Origin of the sequence: Pseudomonas sp. AN-B15 (assembly GCF_019056475.1) — a bacterium.
GTDB lineage: Bacteria > Pseudomonadota > Gammaproteobacteria > Pseudomonadales > Pseudomonadaceae > Aquipseudomonas > Aquipseudomonas parakoreensis.
Genome location: NZ_CP049737.1, coordinates 6039362 through 6056902 on the forward strand (window position 1 = coordinate 6039362; position 17541 = coordinate 6056902).

Consider the following 17541-nt stretch of genomic DNA (forward strand, 5'->3'; position numbering starts at 1 on the left):
GGAGCCCTGAATGACCCTCGAACGCGAAGCCGCCGCCCACACCGCCCAGGTCCTGTCCGAAGCGTTGCCTTACATCCGACGTTATGTCGGCAAGACTCTGGTGATCAAATACGGCGGCAACGCGATGGAAAGCGAGGAGCTGAAAACCGGCTTCGCCCGCGACATCGTCTTGATGAAAGCCGTGGGCATCAACCCGGTGGTGGTTCACGGCGGCGGCCCGCAGATCGGTGATCTGCTCAAACGCCTGTCGATCGAAAGCCACTTTGTCGATGGCATGCGCGTCACTGACGCGGCGACCATGGACGTGGTGGAAATGGTCCTCGGCGGCCAGGTCAATAAAAGCATCGTCAACCTGATCAACCGCCACGGTGGCAGCGCCATCGGCCTGACCGGTAAAGACGCCGGACTGATTCGTGCGAAGAAATTGACCGTCACCCGCCAGACTCCGGAGATGACCCAGCCGGAAATCATCGACATCGGTCAGGTCGGTGAAGTGGTCGGGATCAACACTGAACTGTTGAATCTGCTGGTCAAAGGCAACTTCATTCCGGTGATCGCGCCCATCGGCGTCGGTGAGAACGGCGAGTCGTACAACATCAACGCTGACCTGGTGGCCGGCAAGGTCGCCGAGGCGCTGAAAGCCGAGAAGCTGATGCTGCTGACCAACATCGCCGGCCTGATGGACAAGTCGGGCACTGTGTTGACCGGCCTGAGCACCCAGCAGGTCGACGACCTGATCGCCGACGGCACCATCTACGGCGGCATGTTGCCGAAGATCCGTTGTGCACTGGAAGCGGTTCAGGGCGGCGTCGGCAGCTCGCTGATCATCGACGGTCGCGTACCGAACGCGATCCTGCTGGAAATCTTCACCGATACCGGTGTGGGTACGCTGATCAGCAATCGCAAGCGTCCGTAAGCCGTCGCGGAAACCAAAAGACCCCGCTCAGCCTGACTGAGCGGGGTCTTTTTTTGCCTGCGGCATTCCATCTCTTTTGTGGCGAGGGAGCTTGCTCCCGCTGGGTTGCGAAGCGGCCCCAAAATAGTGTGAGCGCTGCGCACTCAAGCGGGAGCAAGCTCCCTCGCCACAAAAGCACCTACGACATCAGACGCCAAACTGCGCGCGGTACGCTTCCACAGCTGGCAGATGCTGCTTGAGCTGCGGATCGTCAGCGAGGAATTCCAGCACCTGGTTCAGCGAAACGATGCTGATCACCGGAATACCGAAATCACGCTCGACTTCCTGGATTGCCGACAACTCGCCGTTGCCACGCTCCTGACGATTCAGGGCGATCAACACGCCAGCAGCCTTGGCGCCGTCTTGGGAGGCGATGATCTGCATCACTTCACGGATCGCGGTGCCGGCGGTGATCACGTCGTCGATGATCAGCACGTCTCCGGTCAGCGGTGCGCCGACCAGACTGCCGCCTTCGCCGTGGGCCTTGGCTTCCTTGCGGTTGAAACACCACGGCAGGTCGCGGTCGTGATGCTCGGCCAGCGCGACGGCAGTGGTTGCCGCCAGCGGGATGCCTTTGTAGGCCGGGCCAAACAGGACGTCGAAGGATATGCCGCTTTCGGCGATGGCTGCCGCGTAGAAACGCCCCAGTTGCGCCAGGGCCGATCCCGTGTTGAACAGGCCGGCGTTGAAGAAGTAAGGACTGGTGCGCCCGGACTTCAGGGTGAACTCACCGAAGCGCAAAACGCCGCGATCGATGGCAAAACGAATGAAATCGCGCTGATACGCTTGCATGAAAAAAACCCCAAATACCACGGATTTAGCTAATTAGCTTGACGCCGTGTATCATACACGCACGCGATTTTTGGGGCCATTTATGCGGATCATCAGTGTGAACGTCAATGGTATTCAGGCGGCAGTCGAGCGTGGTTTGCTCAGTTGGCTGCAAGCTCAGAATGCCGACGTCATCTGCCTGCAGGACACCCGTGCCTCCGCCTTTGAACTGGATGACCCAGCCTTCCAACTGGATGGCTACTTCCTTTATGCCTGCGATGCTGAAGTCCCTGCCCAAGGTGGCGTGGCTTTGTATTCGCGGTTGCAACCGAAGGCTGTCATCAGCGGTCTCGGTTTCGAGACGGCCGACCGCTACGGGCGCTACCTGCAAGCAGATTTCGACAAAGTCAGTATTGCCACCTTGCTGCTTCCTTCGGGGATGAACGGTGATGAGGACTTGAACCAGAAGTTCAAGCTCATGGACGATTTCGGCAAGTACCTGGACAAGCAGCGGCGTAAACGTCGCGAGTACATTTATTGTGGCTCGCTGTACGTGGCGCAGCAGAAGCTCGACATCAAGAACTGGCGCGACAGCCAGCAATCCCCGGGCTTCCTGGCGCCAGAACGCGCCTGGATGGACGAGATTGTCGGCAACATGGGTTACGTCGATGCCCTGCGCGAAGTCAGCCGCGAAGGCGACCAGTACAGCTGGTGGCCGGACAACGAACAGGCCGAGATGCTCAATCTGGGCTGGCGCTTCGACTACCAGATCCTGACCCCGGGCCTGCGGCGCTTCGTGCGCAGTGCACGCCTGCCGCGTCAGCCGCGGTTCTCGCAGCACGCGCCGCTGATCGTCGACTACGACTGGACGCTGACCATCTAAGCGTCGATTCGTGAATGCAAAAAAGCCGACATCGCTGTCGGCTTTTTTGTGCGCGCTGATTACAGGTCATTTGTGCTGATCGTTATTTGATCAACCGCCAGGTAAACGGATAACGGTAGGGGAACCCTTCGTTCGCCTTCACCCCGGCAATGATCGTCAACACCAGCGCCCCGATGGCCAGCAGGCCCAGCAAGAAGAAGCCGATGATCAACACCATCAGCAGCAGACAGATCGCGGCAGCAATCGCCACGGTGATCTGGAAATTCAGCGCCTCTTTGCCCTGAGCGTCGATGAACGGATCAGTTTCGCGCTTCATCTGCCACAGAATCAGCGGCCCGATCAGGTTGCCGAACGGAATCCAGATCCCCAGCAAGGCGGACAAGTGACAAAACATCGCCCATTGGCGAACCTCCTGGCTCGGTTTGGGCAGCAACTCTTGCTCATCACTCATCGCATCCTCCTTGCGGGTTACGAACCTGCTCAGTCGGCCAGTGCGGCCTTTTGCAGTTCGAAGATTTCGTTCATGCCTTTCTTGGCCAGTTCCAGCATGGCGTTCAGTTCTTCAGGCTGGAACGGCGCGCCTTCGGCGGTGCCCTGGACTTCGATGAAGCCACCGGTACTGGTCATCACCACGTTGAGGTCAGTCTCGGCGGCGGAGTCTTCAAGATAGTCCAGATCCAGCACCGGCTCGCCCTGATACATGCCGACCGACACCGCGCCGATCATTTGCTTGAGCGGGTCGCCGCCCTTGAGGCCGCCACGCTTCTTGATCACTTTCAGTGCATCAACCAGGGCGACCATGGCACCAGTGATGGAGGCGGTGCGGGTGCCGCCGTCAGCCTGGATCACGTCGCAGTCGACGTACAGGGTCACGTCGCCCAGCTTGGACATGTCCAGCGCAGCGCGCAGGGAGCGGCCGATCAGGCGCTGGATTTCCAGGGTGCGACCGCCCTGCTTGCCACGGCTCGCTTCACGCTGGTTACGCTCGCCAGTGGCACGCGGCAGCATGCCGTACTCGGCGGTCAACCAGCCCTGGCCCTGGCCCTTGAGGAAACGCGGCACGCCGTTTTCGACGCTGACGGTGCAGATGACTTTGGTATCACCGAATTCGACCAGTACGGATCCCTCGGCGTGTTTGGTGTAGTTGCGGGTAATGCGGATCGAGCGGAGCTGATCGGCAGCGCGACCACTTGGACGTTTCATAGGGAATACCTGTACTGGGGACGGAAAACTGCCGAGCATTATAGAGCGCTGCACCGCGCCTGGGCACGGGTTAAAAATTCCGGCCGTCGACCTACGGCCCTGAAACACGCATAACCGACGGCCTGCAGCCCTTTGTCACACCGTGTGTTTGGGCGCATCCGCCGCACTGCGCTACAATCCTGCGCCTTTGCTGCCAGTCGGCTTAAATTCATTGATATCGAGCCTGCGGAACATCCCTTCTGCGCCGATCTGCATTGCGAGGTCACCGCCATGGTGCACAGCATGACCGCCTTCGCCCGCGTTGAGAAAGCCGGCGCCCAGGGCACCCTGAGCTGGGAACTGCGCTCGGTCAACAGCCGCTATCTGGAACCGCACCTGCGCCTGCCGGAGTCGTTCCGCGACCTCGAAGGCGCCGTGCGTGAAGCCCTGCGTCAGGGCCTGTCGCGGGGCAAACTGGAATGCACCCTGCGCTTCACCGAAGAAAGCACCGGCAAGCCGTTGCAGGTCGACCGCGAGCGCGCCGCGCAATTGGTCGCCGCCGCCGAAACCGTTGCCGGGCTGATCAACAACCCGGCGGCACTGAACCCGCTGGAAGTACTGGCCTGGCCCGGCGTGCTGGTGGCCGACGCGACTGATCCCCAGGCGCTGAATGCCGATGCGCTGGCCCTGTTCAATCAAGGTCTCAAGGAACTCAAGGCCGGCCGCGAGCGCGAAGGCGCGGAGCTGGCACGCCTGATCAACGAGCGCCTGACCTCCATAGAAGAAGACGTCGTGACCCTGCGTGAACTGGTGCCGCAGATGCTCGCGACCCAGCGCCAGAAAGTCCTCGACCGCTTCGCCGACATGAAGGCCGAACTGGATCCGCAGCGTCTGGAACAGGAAATGGTCATGCTCGCGCAAAAGAGCGATGTGGCCGAAGAACTGGATCGCCTGAGCACCCACATCATTGAAGTCCGCCGGGTGCTCAAGTCCGGCGGTGCTGCTGGCCGGCGCCTCGACTTCCTGATGCAGGAACTCAACCGCGAAGCCAACACACTGGGCTCCAAGGCCTTCGACCCGCGCAGCACCCAGGCCGCCGTCAACCTCAAGGTGTTGATCGAGCAGATGCGCGAACAAGTGCAGAATATTGAGTAAGGCAACAGACATGACCCACCACACCGGCACCCTGTACATCATTTCCGCCCCTTCGGGTGCGGGCAAGAGCAGCCTGGTCAAGGCGTTGACCGACACCAACCCGGAAATCCGCGTCTCGATTTCCCACACCACCCGCGCCATGCGCCCGGGCGAAGTGGATGGCGTGAACTATCACTTCGTGACCCGCGAAGAGTTCGTGAAGATGGGCGAACACGGCGACTTCCTCGAACGCGCCGAAGTTTTCGGCAACTTCTACGGCACCTCGCAAAGCCGCCTGCAGCAGACGCTGGATGAAGGCCACGACCTGATTCTGGAGATCGACTGGCAAGGCGCCGAGCAGGTCCGCAAGTTGATGCCGCAAGCCCGCTCGATCTTCATCCTGCCGCCGTCGCTGCAAGCCCTGCACCAGCGCCTGACCAACCGTGGCCAGGACAGCGACGAGATCATCGACGGCCGGATGCGCGAAGCAGTCAGCGAGATGAGCCACTACGTCGAATACGATTACCTGATCATCAACGATGATTTCGCCCACGCGCTGGACGATCTGAAAGCGATTTTCCGTGCCAATCAGCTGCAGCAGAAGCGCCAGCAAGTGCGTTTCGGCAGATTGCTGGCTGAATTGCTGGGTTAATCAGCACTTCCCAAAACCGCTGCAAGCGCTTTACATTGGTGCCTGCAGCGCGTTGAAGGGTCTGGTCAAAAAATCAGCGCTTCCCTAATCGCTGGTGATTTTTTAAACTGTTGAGTCCGCTCGCCCAACCGGGCAGCGCGCATATTGCATTCGCTCCGAGGAATACCATGGCCCGCGTAACCGTTGAAGACTGCCTAGAACACGTGGAAAACCGCTTTGAGCTGGTCATGCTCTCTACCAAGCGTGCCCGTCAACTGGCCACCGGCGGCAAAGAGCCACTGGTCCAGTGGGAAAACGACAAGCCGACCGTTGTCGCCCTGCGTGAAATCGCTGAAGGCCTGATGAGCTACGAGTTCATCGCCGAGCAGGAAATCGTCCAGGATGAACCGCTCTTCGCTGCTTTCGAGGACGAGTCCAACGAGGCCGTCTAAGCCTATGCCTGGTCGACGTAGCACGGCGCGGGAACACAGCCTACGGCAGGAGTCATCATGCCGAGCATAGACGCCCTCGCCGATCGCTTATCGACCTACCTCGGCAACGACCAGGTCAACCTGGTCCGCCGAGCGTATTTCTACGCCGAACAAGCCCACGACGGCCAACGCCGCCGCAGCGGTGAGGCGTACGTCACGCATCCGCTTGCGGTGGCGAATATTCTTGCCGACATGCACATGGACCATCAAAGCCTGATGGCCGCAATGCTGCATGACGTGATCGAAGACACCGGTATCGCCAAGGAAGCGCTGCAAGCGCAGTTCGGTGAAACCGTGGCCGAACTGGTCGACGGGGTCAGCAAACTGACCCAGATGAACTTCGAGACCAAGGCCGAAGCCCAGGCCGAGAACTTCCAGAAAATGGCCATGGCCATGGCCCGCGACATTCGCGTGATCCTGGTCAAACTCGCCGACCGCCTGCACAACATGCGCACGCTGGAGGTGTTGTCCGGGGAAAAACGCCGCCGCATCGCCAAGGAAACCCTCGAAATCTACGCGCCCATCGCCAACCGGCTGGGCATGCACGCGATTCGTATCGAGTTCGAAGACCTCGGCTTCAAGGCGATGCACCCGATGCGTTCCGCGCGGATCTACCAGGCGGTCAAACGCGCCCGGGGCAACCGCAAGGAAATCGTCAACAAGATCGAAGAATCCCTCGGCCATTGCCTCGCCATCGACGGCATCCAAGGCGAAGTCAGCGGACGCCAGAAACACCTCTACGGCATCTACAAGAAAATGCGCGGCAAGCGTCGAGCCTTCAACGAGATCATGGACGTCTACGCGTTCCGGATCATCGTCGACAAGGTCGATACCTGCTACCGCGTGCTGGGTGCTGTGCATAATTTGTACAAACCGTTGCCGGGGCGCTTCAAGGATTACATCGCGATCCCCAAGGCCAACGGCTATCAATCGCTGCACACCACGCTGTTCGGCATGCACGGCGTGCCGATCGAGATCCAGATCCGCACCCGCGAAATGGAAGAGATGGCCAACAACGGCATTGCCGCCCATTGGCTGTACAAGTCCAGCGGTGACGAGCAACCGAAAGGCACTCACGCCCGCGCCCGCCAGTGGGTCAAAGGCGTGCTGGAAATGCAGCAACGTGCCGGCAACTCGCTGGAATTCATCGAGAGCGTGAAGATCGACCTGTTCCCGGACGAGGTCTATGTGTTCACGCCCAAAGGCCGGATCATGGAGCTGCCCAAAGGCTCCACGGCGGTCGATTTTGCCTACGCGGTACACACCGACGTCGGCAACAGCTGCATTGCCTGCCGGATCAACCGCCGCCTCGCACCGCTGTCCGAACCGCTGCAAAGCGGCTCCACGGTCGAGATCGTCAGCGCGCCCGGCGCACGGCCGAACCCGGCGTGGCTCAACTTCGTGGTCACCGGCAAGGCGCGCACGCACATCCGCCACGCGCTGAAACTGCAGCGCCGCTCCGAGTCGATCAGCCTCGGTGAACGCCTGCTGAACAAGGTACTCAACGGTTTCGACAGCGCGCTGGAGAAGATCCCGGCCGAGCGCGTCAAGGCAATGCTCGCCGAATATCGCCTGGAGCTGATCGAAGATTTGCTCGAAGACATCGGCCTGGGCAACCGCATGGCCTATGTCGTGGCGCGCCGTCTGCTCGGCGAAGGCGAGCAGCTGCCGAGTCCGGAAGGGCCGCTGGCGATTCGCGGCACCGAAGGCCTGGTGCTGAGCTACGCCAAGTGCTGCACACCGATCCCGGGCGACCCGATTGTCGGCCACCTGTCGGCGGGCAAAGGCATGGTCGTGCACTTGGACAACTGCCGCAACATCAGCGAAATCAGGCACAACCCGGAAAAATGTATCCAGCTCTCGTGGGCCAAGGATGTCACCGGCGAATTCAACGTCGAGCTGCGCGTCGAGCTGGAGCACCAGCGCGGCCTGATCGCGCTGCTGGCCAGCAGCGTCAACGCGGCCGACGGCAATATCGAGAAAATCAGCATGGATGAGCGCGATGGCCGCATCAGCGTCGTCCAACTGGTGGTCAGCGTCCACGACCGTGTGCACCTGGCCCGCGTGATCAAGAAACTGCGCGCCCTGACCGGGGTCATCCGCATCACCCGCATGCGTGCCTAATTCACACCTAACAAGGAGTCATACATGACCAAGACTGTTATCACCAGCGACAAGGCCCCAGCCGCCATCGGTACTTACTCCCAGGCGATCAAGGCCGGCAATACTGTCTACATGTCGGGCCAGATTCCTCTGGACCCTAAGACCATGGAGCTGGTTGAAGGCTTCGAAGCCCAGACCGTCCAGGTGTTCGAGAACCTCAAAGCCGTGGCTGAAGCTGCCGGTGGTTCGTTCAAGGACATCGTCAAGCTGAACATCTTCCTCACCGACCTGAGCCACTTCGCCAAGGTCAACGAAATCATGGGCAAATACTTCGACCAGCCTTATCCGGCCCGCGCCGCCATCGGCGTTGCAGCCCTGCCGAAGGGTTCGCAAGTCGAAATGGATGCCATCCTGGTCATCGAGTAATGCACACGGCGCAGCCTTCAACCGCTGCGCCGACTGCTCTGCGGTAAAGAAAAGGTTTTGAAAGGATTCCACCATGCGCAAAGCGCTTGCTCTCTCGCTGCTCGCCATTTTCCTCGGCGGCTGTGCCAGCGACCCCGCCGACCGTGACATCAGCGGCACCTGGATCAACCAGGTGGCGATCGATGCCGCTGCCAAGGGCGGTCCCCTGCGCGAAGCGCTTCAGGCCTATGGCCCGAACCTGGAGTGGGACGTCAATACCAAGGCCGGTCAGGCCCGCTACACCAACGGTTTCGAGAACGTCGAAGGACGGCTGCAGGGCGAACAGTCCGGCGCCTGGAAAGTCGACTTCTATGGCAGCTCCGGCAGCGAGCTGAAACGCGACGGCGGCCGGATGAAACAAGCCGCCACCGAGAACGAGCCGGATCAGTTGTTCGATCGCGCGCAAATCCCCGTGCCGGAAGGCGCACCAATCGGCGCCAGCTTCGAACGCGCACTGTATTCAGCCTATCTGGGCGGCAGCTGGAAGATTGCCAGCGGCGACGGCGAAGGCAACACCGTGCAATTCCAGGCCGACGGCCAGGTGTCCGGCCTGCCCGGCGCCGACCGCTATGCGCTGTGCCTGGCAGGCGACTGCGCTTCGATGAACAGCGACCACGACAGCATGTGGCTGCAGCTCAACGGCCAGGGCAACAACTGGATCTTTGCCCGCAAAGGCAAGGCACTGGAAATTTTCCAGGCAGTGAATACCGCGCTGGCGGATGAAATGCCGCAGTTCACCCCGGGTGAGCGCAAGTGGTTGCTTGAGAAACAGTAACCGCGCCTGAGAACAATACATAACCCTGTGGGAGCACAGCTTGCCCGCGATGAGGCCATCAGACTCAACACTTTAGTTGACTGCCAAGCCGCCATCGCGGGCAAGCCCGCTCCCACAGTGGTTTGTGGCGTTAGAAAGTCAGCACTTGCCTTCAAGAATTGCCGCATAACCTTCGCGGTAACTCGGATATTTCGGCGTCCAGCCCAGCGCCTTCGCACGAGCATTGCTGCAGCGTTTACTGCCAGTGCGGCGTACGCTGGCGTCGTCAGCCCATTCGGTAACCCCCAGATACTCCCGCAGCCAGGCGACCACTTCGGCCAGCGGTGCCGGCGCATCGTCCACACCAATATAGATATCCTGCAACGGCTTGCCCTGATGAGCCGCCTGCAGCAGAAACGCCATCAGCCCCGCCGCGTCATCAGCATGGATGCGATTGCCGTACAGCGGCGGCTCGACCGCTACCCGATAACCACGACGCACCTGGGTCAGCAGCCACTCACGCCCCGGGCCGTAGATACCGGTCAGGCGCACGATGCTCGCCGGGATACCGCTGTTCAGCGCCACTTGCTCAGCTTCGAGCATCAGTCGCCCGGAGTATCCGCTGGCGACAGTCTCTGAATTTTCGTCGACCAACTCTCCTTCCTGCTGCCCGTACACGCTGCTGCTGGACACGAACAGCAGTCGCTCAGGCACCTGGCCAAAGTCATTCAGCCAGCTCAGCACATTCTGCAAACCCTGTACGTAGGCAGCGCGATAACCGGCTTCATCGTGATCGGTCGCCGCCGCGCAATACACCAGATAGTCCACCGCCCCGAATGGCCAGTTTTCCGGGCAATCTTCCTTGAACAAATCACCAGCGACGCCGATGACGCCGTCCGGCAAACGCGACACATCACGGCGCAGACCCTGCACCTCCCAGCCGGCGGCCAACAATTGCGTAGCCAGACGACTGCCGACATCACCACAACCGGCAATCAAAACAGAAGGCGCGGACATCAAAAAACTCCCAAAAGAAAGGAACAGACTAGCCCTCGTACAGGACGAACGGCTAGCAATGAAGGAAAAAAAGAAACTCTATTACTTTTGTTAACAAGAATTACTTGCAATAATGCACCCCACTTTTGTTCTCGGCCTTACGAGGCCTGGAAGAGCATTACCGTTTTTCTACCTCAGGTCCGGCCAGCATGACACGTAATCAAAACCCCGCTTCGCCAACCAAACGACCTCGCGCCTTCAGCGCAGTGGCGGCCCTGCTGCTCAGCCTGATGCTGGCACCGACCGCCGCTTTCGCCGACGCACAAGCGCCAACCGCTCCGGCTGCCACCGAACAGCACGCACCAACTGCAGCCGCGCCAGCCACCACCGACCCGGTGCAGGCATTAGACGCCGCCCCGGCAGATGCCCCTGAAGTGCTCGAACCCGACAACACCTTGGGCATGGCCCACGACCTGTCGCCATGGGGCATGTACCAGAACGCCGACATCATTGTGAAAATCGTAATGATCGGTCTGGCCATCGCTTCCATCATCACCTGGACCATCTGGATCGCCAAAGGCTTCGAGCTGATGGGCGCCAAGCGGCGTCTGCGTGGTGAAATCGCTGCCCTGAAAAAAGCTGCCACCCTCAAGGAAGCCAGCGCCACTGCGGCAAAGGAAGGCACCCTCGCCAACCTGCTGGTGCACGACGCCCTCGAAGAGATGCGCCTGTCGGTCAACAGCCGCGAGAAGGAAGGCATCAAGGAGCGCGTCAGCTTCCGCCTTGAGCGTCTGGTCGCCGCCTGTGGCCGCAACATGAGCAGCGGCACCGGCGTCCTCGCCACCATCGGTTCCACCGCGCCGTTCGTCGGCCTGTTCGGCACCGTGTGGGGCATCATGAACAGCTTCATCGGCATCGCCAAGACCCAGACCACCAACCTCGCCGTTGTGGCGCCGGGTATCGCCGAAGCGCTGCTGGCCACCGCGCTGGGTCTGGTTGCTGCGATTCCTGCGGTGGTGATCTACAACGTGTTCGCCCGCTCCATCGCCGGCTACAAGGCGCAGGTGTCCGACGCTTCGGCGCAGGTCCTGTTGCTGGTCAGCCGTGACCTCGATCACCAGCCTGAGCGCAGCAGCTCGCAACCACACATGGTGAAAGTGGGGTAATCGGCCATGGGCCTGCATTTGAAAGAAGGCGCAGACGACGATCTGGCCGAGAACCACGAAATCAACGTCACGCCGTTCATCGACGTAATGCTGGTGCTGTTGATCATCTTCATGGTGGCCGCGCCACTGGCCACCGTGGACATCAAGGTCGACCTGCCGGCCTCGACCGCCAAACCGGCGCCGCGCCCGGAGAAACCGGTGTTCCTCAGCGTCAAGGCTGATCAGCGCCTGTACATCGGCGACGATGAAGTGAAAGCCGAAACCCTTGGCGCCGTGCTCGATGCCAAGACCCAGGGCAAGAAAGACACCACCATCTTCTTCCAGGCCGACAAGGGTGTGGACTACGGCGACCTGATGAGCGTGATGGATAAACTGCGCTCGGCCGGTTACCTGAAGGTCGGTCTGGTGGGCCTTGAGAGCGCAGCCAAGAAATGATCACGACGCGCCATAAGCTGACGCGTTACAGCGGTAGCCTGGCCGTGGTGCTGGGCGTTCACGCGCTGGCCATCGCGCTGGCGCTGAACTGGACCGCCCGTCCGCCCATCGAACTGCCGCCGCAGGCAATGATGGTCGAGCTGGCACCGGTTCCGACCCCGCCACCGCCTGCTCCGCCGAAAGTCGTCACACCGCCGCAGCCACCGGCTCCGGTCGAAGAATTGCCGATTCCGAAACTGGCTGAAGCACCCAAGGCCGAGATTGCCGTACCAAAGCCCAAACCCAAGCCAAAGCCGAAACCGCAGCCGCCCAAACCGGTGGAGAAAAAACCGGAGCCGGTGAAGGAAAAACCTTCCGAGGAAAAACCGGCGGAGACGCAGCCGACCCAGGCACCGACGGAGAAATCCGCCCAGCCGGCACCTGGACCGTCGCCCGCACAAATGGCCGCCAAGGCCAGCTGGCAAAACACCCTGCTCGCGCACTTGGGCAAGTACAAGAAGTATCCGGCCAGTGCGCAGGCTCGCGGCAAGGAAGGCGTGAACCGTTTGCGTTTCGTCGTCGACGCTGAAGGCAATGTGTTGTCGTTCGAACTGGTGGGCCGCTCGGGCAACGCCGACCTGGATCGGGCCACCCTGGAAATGATCCGTCGCGCACAACCGCTGCCCAAGCCGCCGGCCGATATGCTGAACAACGGCTCGATCGAAATTGTGGCGCCGTTTGTGTACTCGCTGGACCGTCGTCGTTAAGTAGCAAGATCAAAAGATCGCAGCCTTCGGCAGCTCCTACAGGTATTCGCCCCTTGTAGGAGCTGCCGAAGGCTGCGATCTTTTGTTTTTCAGCTCATCCATAAACGGCAAACTCACATTGCCCGGTGTCGCATTCCTCACTCAGTCTGATAACGTGCGTCTATCGATTGCAGCCGTTATGCTTGGCCCGCAACTTCATGGACGCTCGCTATGACCCTCACAGAATTACGCTACATCGTTACCCTCGCCCAAGAGCAGCACTTCGGCCACGCCGCCGAGCGTTGTCACGTCAGCCAGCCGACCCTCTCGGTAGGCGTGAAAAAACTTGAAGACGAACTCGGTGTGCTGATTTTCGAGCGCAGCAAAAGCGCCGTGCGCCTGACCCCGGTCGGCGAAGGCATCGTCGCCCAGGCGCAGAAAGTCCTGGAGCAGGCGCAAGGCATCCGTGAACTGGCCCAGGCCGGCAAGAACCAGCTGACCGCCCCGCTGAAAGTCGGTGCGATCTACACCGTCGGGCCGTACCTGTTCCCGCACCTGATTCCGCAACTGCACCGGGTCGCCCCGCAGATGCCGTTGTACATCGAAGAAAACTTCACCCACGTGCTGCGCGACAAACTGCGCAACGGCGAGCTCGACGCGATCATCATCGCCCTGCCGTTCAACGAAGCCGACGTGCTGACCCTGCCGCTGTACGACGAGCCGTTTTACGTCTTGATGCCAGCCCAGCACCCGTGGACGCAAAAAGAATCCATCGATCCGGGCCTGCTCAACGACAAGAGCCTGCTCCTGCTCGGCGAAGGCCACTGCTTCCGCGATCAGGTGCTCGAAGCCTGCCCGACCCTGACCAAGGGCAACGACGGCGCCAAGCACACCACGGTGGAATCCAGCTCGCTGGAGACCATCCGCCACATGGTCGCGTCCGGTCTGGGGATCTCGATCCTGCCGCTGTCGGCGGTGGACAGCCATCACTACGCCCCAGGCGTGATCGAAGTGCGGCCGCTGTCGGCGCCGGTGCCATTCCGCACAGTCGCCATCGCCTGGCGCGCCAGCTTCCCACGGCCGAAAGCCATCGAGATCCTCGCCGACTCCGTTCGCCTGTGCTCGGTGGCCAAGCCCGTCGCGCCGGTTACGGCCGGTTAAGCCAGGGTCATGACTGAGCTGTCGCAAGTGTCGGTGACGGCACTCAAGGGTGTCGGCGAAGCCATGGCCGAGAAACTGGCCAAGGTCGGCCTGGAAAACCTCCAGGACGTGCTGTTTCACCTGCCGCTGCGTTATCAGGATCGCACCCGCGTGGTGCCGATCGGCCACTTGCGCCCGGGCCAGGACGCGGTGGTCGAAGGCACCGTCAGCGGCGCCGATGTGGTCATGGGCCGGCGTCGCAGCCTCGTCGTGCGCATGCAGGACGGCACTGGCGGGCTGAGCCTGCGCTTCTACCATTTCAGCAATGCGCAGAAAGAAGGCCTCAAGCGCGGCACGCGGATTCGCTGCTACGGCGAAGTCCGGCCCGGCGCTTCGGGGCTGGAAATCTACCACCCTGAATACCGCGCCATCACCGGTGACGAACCGCCGCCAGTGGATGAAACCCTGACTCCGGTTTACCCACTCACCGAAGGCCTGACCCAACAGCGCCTGCGCCAGCTGTGCATGCAGACCCTGACCCTGCTCAAGCCGAACACCCTGCCCGACTGGTTGCCGACCGAACTGGCTCGCGACTACCAACTGGCGCCGCTGGCCGATGCGATCCGCTACCTGCACAACCCGCCCGCCGATGCCGACGTCGATGCACTCGCCCTCGGTCATCACTGGGCGCAGCATCGCCTGGCGTTCGAAGAACTGCTGACTCACCAGCTATCGCAGCAGCGCCTGCGCGAAAGCATGCGCTCCCTGCGCGCACCGGCGATGCCGAAAGCCACGAAACTGCCGGCAAAATACCTGGCCAACCTCGGCTTCAACCCGACGGGTGCCCAGCAACGGGTCGGCAACGAAATCGCCTACGACCTCAGCCAGCACGAACCGATGCTGCGCCTGATTCAGGGCGATGTCGGCGCGGGCAAAACCGTGGTCGCCGCCCTCGCGGCACTGCAAGCGCTGGAGGCCGGTTATCAGGTCGCACTGATGGCGCCGACCGAGATCCTCGCCGAGCAACACTTCATCACCTTCAAGCGCTGGCTCGAACCGCTGGGCATCGACGTGGCGTGGCTGGCCGGCAAGCTCAAGGGCAAGAACCGCGTCGCCGCGCTGGAACAGATCGCCAGCGGCACGCCGATGGTGGTCGGTACCCATGCGCTGTTCCAGGACGAAGTGCAGTTCAAAAATCTCGCGTTGGTGATCATCGACGAACAACACCGTTTCGGCGTGCAGCAGCGTCTGGCGCTGCGGCAGAAAGGCGTCGGTGGGCGCATGTGTCCGCACCAACTGATCATGACCGCCACGCCGATTCCGCGCACGCTGGCGATGAGCGCCTACGCTGACCTCGACACCTCGATTCTCGACGAACTGCCGCCCGGTCGCACCCCGGTCAACACCGTGCTGGTCACCGACACCCGTCGCGTCGAAGTCATCGAACGGGTGCGCAGCGCCTGCGCCGAAGGGCGTCAGGCTTATTGGGTGTGCACGCTGATCGAAGAGTCGGAAGAGCTGACCTGTCAGGCCGCTGAAACCACCTTCGAAGACCTCACCGCCGCTCTCGGCGAGCTCAAGGTTGGGCTGATCCATGGGCGCATGAAACCAGCGGAAAAAGCGGCAGTCATGGCTGAATTCAAGGCCGGCAATCTGCAACTGCTAGTCGCCACCACCGTGATCGAAGTCGGCGTCGACGTGCCCAACGCCAGCCTGATGATCATCGAAAACCCCGAGCGCCTCGGCCTTGCACAATTGCACCAGTTGCGTGGCCGCGTTGGCCGGGGCAGCGCGGTCAGCCATTGCGTGCTGCTCTACCATCCGCCGCTGTCGCAGATCGGCCGTCAGCGCCTGGGCATCATGCGCGAGACCAACGACGGTTTCGTCATCGCCGAAAAAGACCTCGAACTGCGCGGCCCCGGCGAAATGCTCGGCACCCGTCAGACCGGCCTGCTGCAATTCAAAGTCGCCGACCTGATGCGCGACGCCGACTTGCTGCCCGCCGTGCGCGATGCCGCGCAAGCGCTGCTGGAACGCTGGCCAACCCACGTCAGCCCATTGCTCGACCGCTGGCTGCGCCATGGGCAGCAATACGGCCAAGTGTGAGCACCGTCGCAGTTTGTGCAGGATCGTTCCGACAGAGCTGGTTATACTCCTGCCATTGTTTCAAAAACGGATACAGACCATGACTGACGCAGCTCTCGCCCCCGAACCCCCGCACGCGCCGTCTGTAATTCGGCTGCTGCTCGGCAAGCTGGGTATCGCCTACGAAGAAGTGCTCGACCACCACGGCCTCAATGCCTCGCGCAAGGTACAAGCCGTGTTGCTGGACGACGCCGTGGGCGCGCTGATGGTGCTGTTTCCGCAGAGCCAGTTGCTCGACCTCAACCGCCTCGCCGAACTGACGGGCCGGCGCCTGACCGCCGTGTCCACCGAGCGTCTGGAAAAGATGCTCGGCAAACACAGCCTGAGCCTGCTGCCGGGCCTGCCGGCGCTGACCAGTTCGCCGTGCCTCTACGAAGAAAGCCTGCTGCGCGAGCCGAAGCTGCTGATCAACTCTGGCGAGCCGGGCGTGCTGCTGGAAATCACCAGCGAAGCCTTCAAGACCATGCTGACCAAGGCCAGCGCCGCCAACTTCGGCGAAGCCCTGAGCAGCATCCGCCCGAACCTCGACCGCCCGGACGATGACCGCGAGGAAATCACCCAGGCGGTTCAGGCGTTCACTGCACGCCGGATTCAGCAGCGTCTGGAAGCGACCATCGAGATTCCACCGCTGGCCGAAACCGCACAAAAAATCATCAAGCTACGCGTCGACCCCAACGCCACTATCGACGACATCACCGGCGTGGTCGAAACCGACCCGGCGCTGGCTGCACAAGTGGTGAGCTGGGCGGCGTCGCCGTACTACGCCTCGCCGGGCAAGATTCGTTCGGTGGAAGACGCGATCGTTCGCGTACTGGGCTTCGATCTGGTGATCAACCTCGCGCTGGGCCTGGCCCTCGGCAAGACCCTGAGCCTGCCCAAAGACCATCCGCAACACACCACGCCGTACTGGCAGCAATCGATCTACACCGCCGCCGTCATCGAAGGCCTGACCCGCGCCATGCCGCGCGCCCAGCGCCCGGAAGCCGGCCTGACCTATCTGGCCGGTCTGCTGCACAACTTCGGCTACCTGCTGCTGGCCCACGTGTTCCCGCCGCACTTCTCGCTGATCTGCCGCCACCTGGAGGTCAACCCGCACCTGTGCCACAGCTACATCGAGCAGCACCTGCTGGGCATCAGCCGCGAACAGATCGGCTCGTGGCTGATGCGCTACTGGGACATGCCCGATGAACTGGCCACCGCCCTGCGCTTCCAGCACGACCCAAGCTACGACGGCGCCTACGCCGAATACCCGAACCTCGTCTGCCTGGCCGTGCGCCTGCTGCGCAGCCGCGGCATCGGCTCCGGCCCCGACGAAGACATCCCCGACGCCCTGCTCGAACGCGTCGGCCTGACTCGTGACAAGGCCAATGATGTGGTCAGCAAAGTCCTCGAAGCCGAAGTCCTGCTGCGCGAACTGGCCTCGCAGTTCAGCCAGGCCTGAACCAAAACAGGCCCGCTCCCCCAAGGTTTACACAACCCCTGTGGGAGCGAGCCTGCTCGCGAAGAATCCACCTCAACCCAACTGACTCAGCGAAACCCTGTGGTGAGGGGATTTGTCCCCGACC

18 protein-coding genes are annotated in these 17541 nt (G+C 61.7%); 14 read left to right on the plus strand and 4 right to left on the minus strand.

The window, feature by feature from the left end:
* Positions 1-10 precede the first annotated feature (10 nt).
* Positions 11-916 (plus strand): acetylglutamate kinase, encoded by a 906-nt coding sequence (argB, locus tag GTQ41_RS27420; protein ID WP_003229488.1) that lies wholly within the window; start codon positions 11-13, stop codon positions 914-916.
* Between the two features lie 186 nt (positions 917-1102).
* Here argB and pyrE read toward each other — a convergent pair whose 3' ends face one another.
* Positions 1103-1747: an orotate phosphoribosyltransferase gene (gene pyrE, locus GTQ41_RS27425; RefSeq protein WP_041071932.1), complete on the minus strand. Its 645-nt coding sequence runs from the start codon at positions 1745-1747 to the stop codon at positions 1103-1105.
* 82 nt (positions 1748-1829) lie between these two features.
* Here pyrE and GTQ41_RS27430 point away from each other — a divergent pair, with 82 nt between their 5' ends.
* The gene (locus GTQ41_RS27430) at positions 1830-2609 is read left to right on the plus strand and encodes an exodeoxyribonuclease III (RefSeq protein WP_007920349.1); all 780 of its coding nucleotides are present in this window, start codon (positions 1830-1832) and stop codon (positions 2607-2609) included.
* Positions 2610-2691: 82 nt separating this feature from the next.
* Here the strand turns inward: GTQ41_RS27430 and GTQ41_RS27435 are convergent, their stop codons facing one another.
* Together GTQ41_RS27435 and rph are read right to left on the minus strand one after the other, a co-directional pair.
* A complete protein-coding gene (locus GTQ41_RS27435; RefSeq protein ID WP_003229492.1) occupies positions 2692-3060 on the minus strand; it encodes a DUF4870 domain-containing protein in 369 nt (122 codons plus the stop codon).
* 29 nt (positions 3061-3089) lie between these two features.
* Positions 3090-3812, minus strand: coding sequence for a ribonuclease PH (gene rph, locus GTQ41_RS27440; RefSeq protein ID WP_003229494.1), 723 nt, complete (start codon positions 3810-3812; stop codon positions 3090-3092).
* 270 nt (positions 3813-4082) lie between these two features.
* Here rph and GTQ41_RS27445 point away from each other — a divergent pair, with 270 nt between their 5' ends.
* The 6 genes from GTQ41_RS27445 (at position 4083) to GTQ41_RS27470 (ending at position 9390) form a co-directional block, all read left to right on the plus strand.
* The gene (locus tag GTQ41_RS27445) at positions 4083-4946 is read left to right on the plus strand and encodes a YicC/YloC family endoribonuclease (protein ID WP_047297277.1); all 864 of its coding nucleotides are present in this window, start codon (positions 4083-4085) and stop codon (positions 4944-4946) included.
* Positions 4947-4956: 10 nt separating this feature from the next.
* Complete coding sequence (gene gmk / locus GTQ41_RS27450; RefSeq protein ID WP_041071927.1) at positions 4957-5577, plus strand: guanylate kinase; 621 nt, start codon at positions 4957-4959, stop codon at positions 5575-5577.
* A gap of 167 nt (positions 5578-5744) precedes the next feature.
* A complete protein-coding gene (gene rpoZ, locus GTQ41_RS27455; RefSeq protein ID WP_008030604.1) occupies positions 5745-6008 on the plus strand; it encodes a DNA-directed RNA polymerase subunit omega in 264 nt (87 codons plus the stop codon).
* 57 nt (positions 6009-6065) lie between these two features.
* Complete coding sequence (spoT, locus tag GTQ41_RS27460) at positions 6066-8171, plus strand: bifunctional GTP diphosphokinase/guanosine-3',5'-bis pyrophosphate 3'-pyrophosphohydrolase (protein ID WP_041071922.1); 2106 nt, start codon at positions 6066-6068, stop codon at positions 8169-8171.
* A gap of 24 nt (positions 8172-8195) precedes the next feature.
* A complete protein-coding gene (locus GTQ41_RS27465; RefSeq protein WP_003229509.1) occupies positions 8196-8576 on the plus strand; it encodes a RidA family protein in 381 nt (126 codons plus the stop codon).
* A gap of 73 nt (positions 8577-8649) precedes the next feature.
* Positions 8650-9390, plus strand: a complete 741-nt coding sequence (locus GTQ41_RS27470) for a hypothetical protein (protein WP_027610405.1) — start codon at positions 8650-8652, stop codon at positions 9388-9390.
* Positions 9391-9528: 138 nt separating this feature from the next.
* Here GTQ41_RS27470 and GTQ41_RS27475 read toward each other — a convergent pair whose 3' ends face one another.
* On the minus strand, positions 9529-10386 hold the full coding sequence (locus GTQ41_RS27475) for an SDR family oxidoreductase (RefSeq protein ID WP_047297278.1): 858 nt from the start codon (positions 10384-10386) through the stop codon (positions 9529-9531).
* Between the two features lie 188 nt (positions 10387-10574).
* Between GTQ41_RS27475 and exbB the strand changes: the two genes are divergently transcribed.
* The 6 genes from exbB (at position 10575) to GTQ41_RS27505 (ending at position 17417) form a co-directional block, all read left to right on the plus strand.
* A complete protein-coding gene (exbB, locus tag GTQ41_RS27480; protein WP_047297279.1) occupies positions 10575-11531 on the plus strand; it encodes a tonB-system energizer ExbB in 957 nt (318 codons plus the stop codon).
* Between the two features lie 6 nt (positions 11532-11537).
* Positions 11538-11966: a TonB system transport protein ExbD gene (gene exbD, locus GTQ41_RS27485; RefSeq protein ID WP_047297280.1), complete on the plus strand. Its 429-nt coding sequence runs from the start codon at positions 11538-11540 to the stop codon at positions 11964-11966.
* The gene (locus GTQ41_RS27490) at positions 11963-12712 is read left to right on the plus strand and encodes an energy transducer TonB (RefSeq protein WP_047297281.1); all 750 of its coding nucleotides are present in this window, start codon (positions 11963-11965) and stop codon (positions 12710-12712) included. The genes exbD and GTQ41_RS27490 overlap by 4 nt, the downstream gene beginning before the upstream one ends.
* 210 nt (positions 12713-12922) lie before the next feature.
* Positions 12923-13852: a hydrogen peroxide-inducible genes activator gene (locus GTQ41_RS27495; RefSeq protein ID WP_047297282.1), complete on the plus strand. Its 930-nt coding sequence runs from the start codon at positions 12923-12925 to the stop codon at positions 13850-13852.
* Between the two features lie 9 nt (positions 13853-13861).
* Complete coding sequence (gene recG / locus GTQ41_RS27500; RefSeq protein WP_217325393.1) at positions 13862-15937, plus strand: ATP-dependent DNA helicase RecG; 2076 nt, start codon at positions 13862-13864, stop codon at positions 15935-15937.
* Between the two features lie 79 nt (positions 15938-16016).
* Positions 16017-17417, plus strand: coding sequence for an aminoacyl-tRNA deacylase and HDOD domain-containing protein (locus GTQ41_RS27505; RefSeq protein WP_047297284.1), 1401 nt, complete (start codon positions 16017-16019; stop codon positions 17415-17417).
* Positions 17418-17541 lie beyond the last annotated feature (124 nt).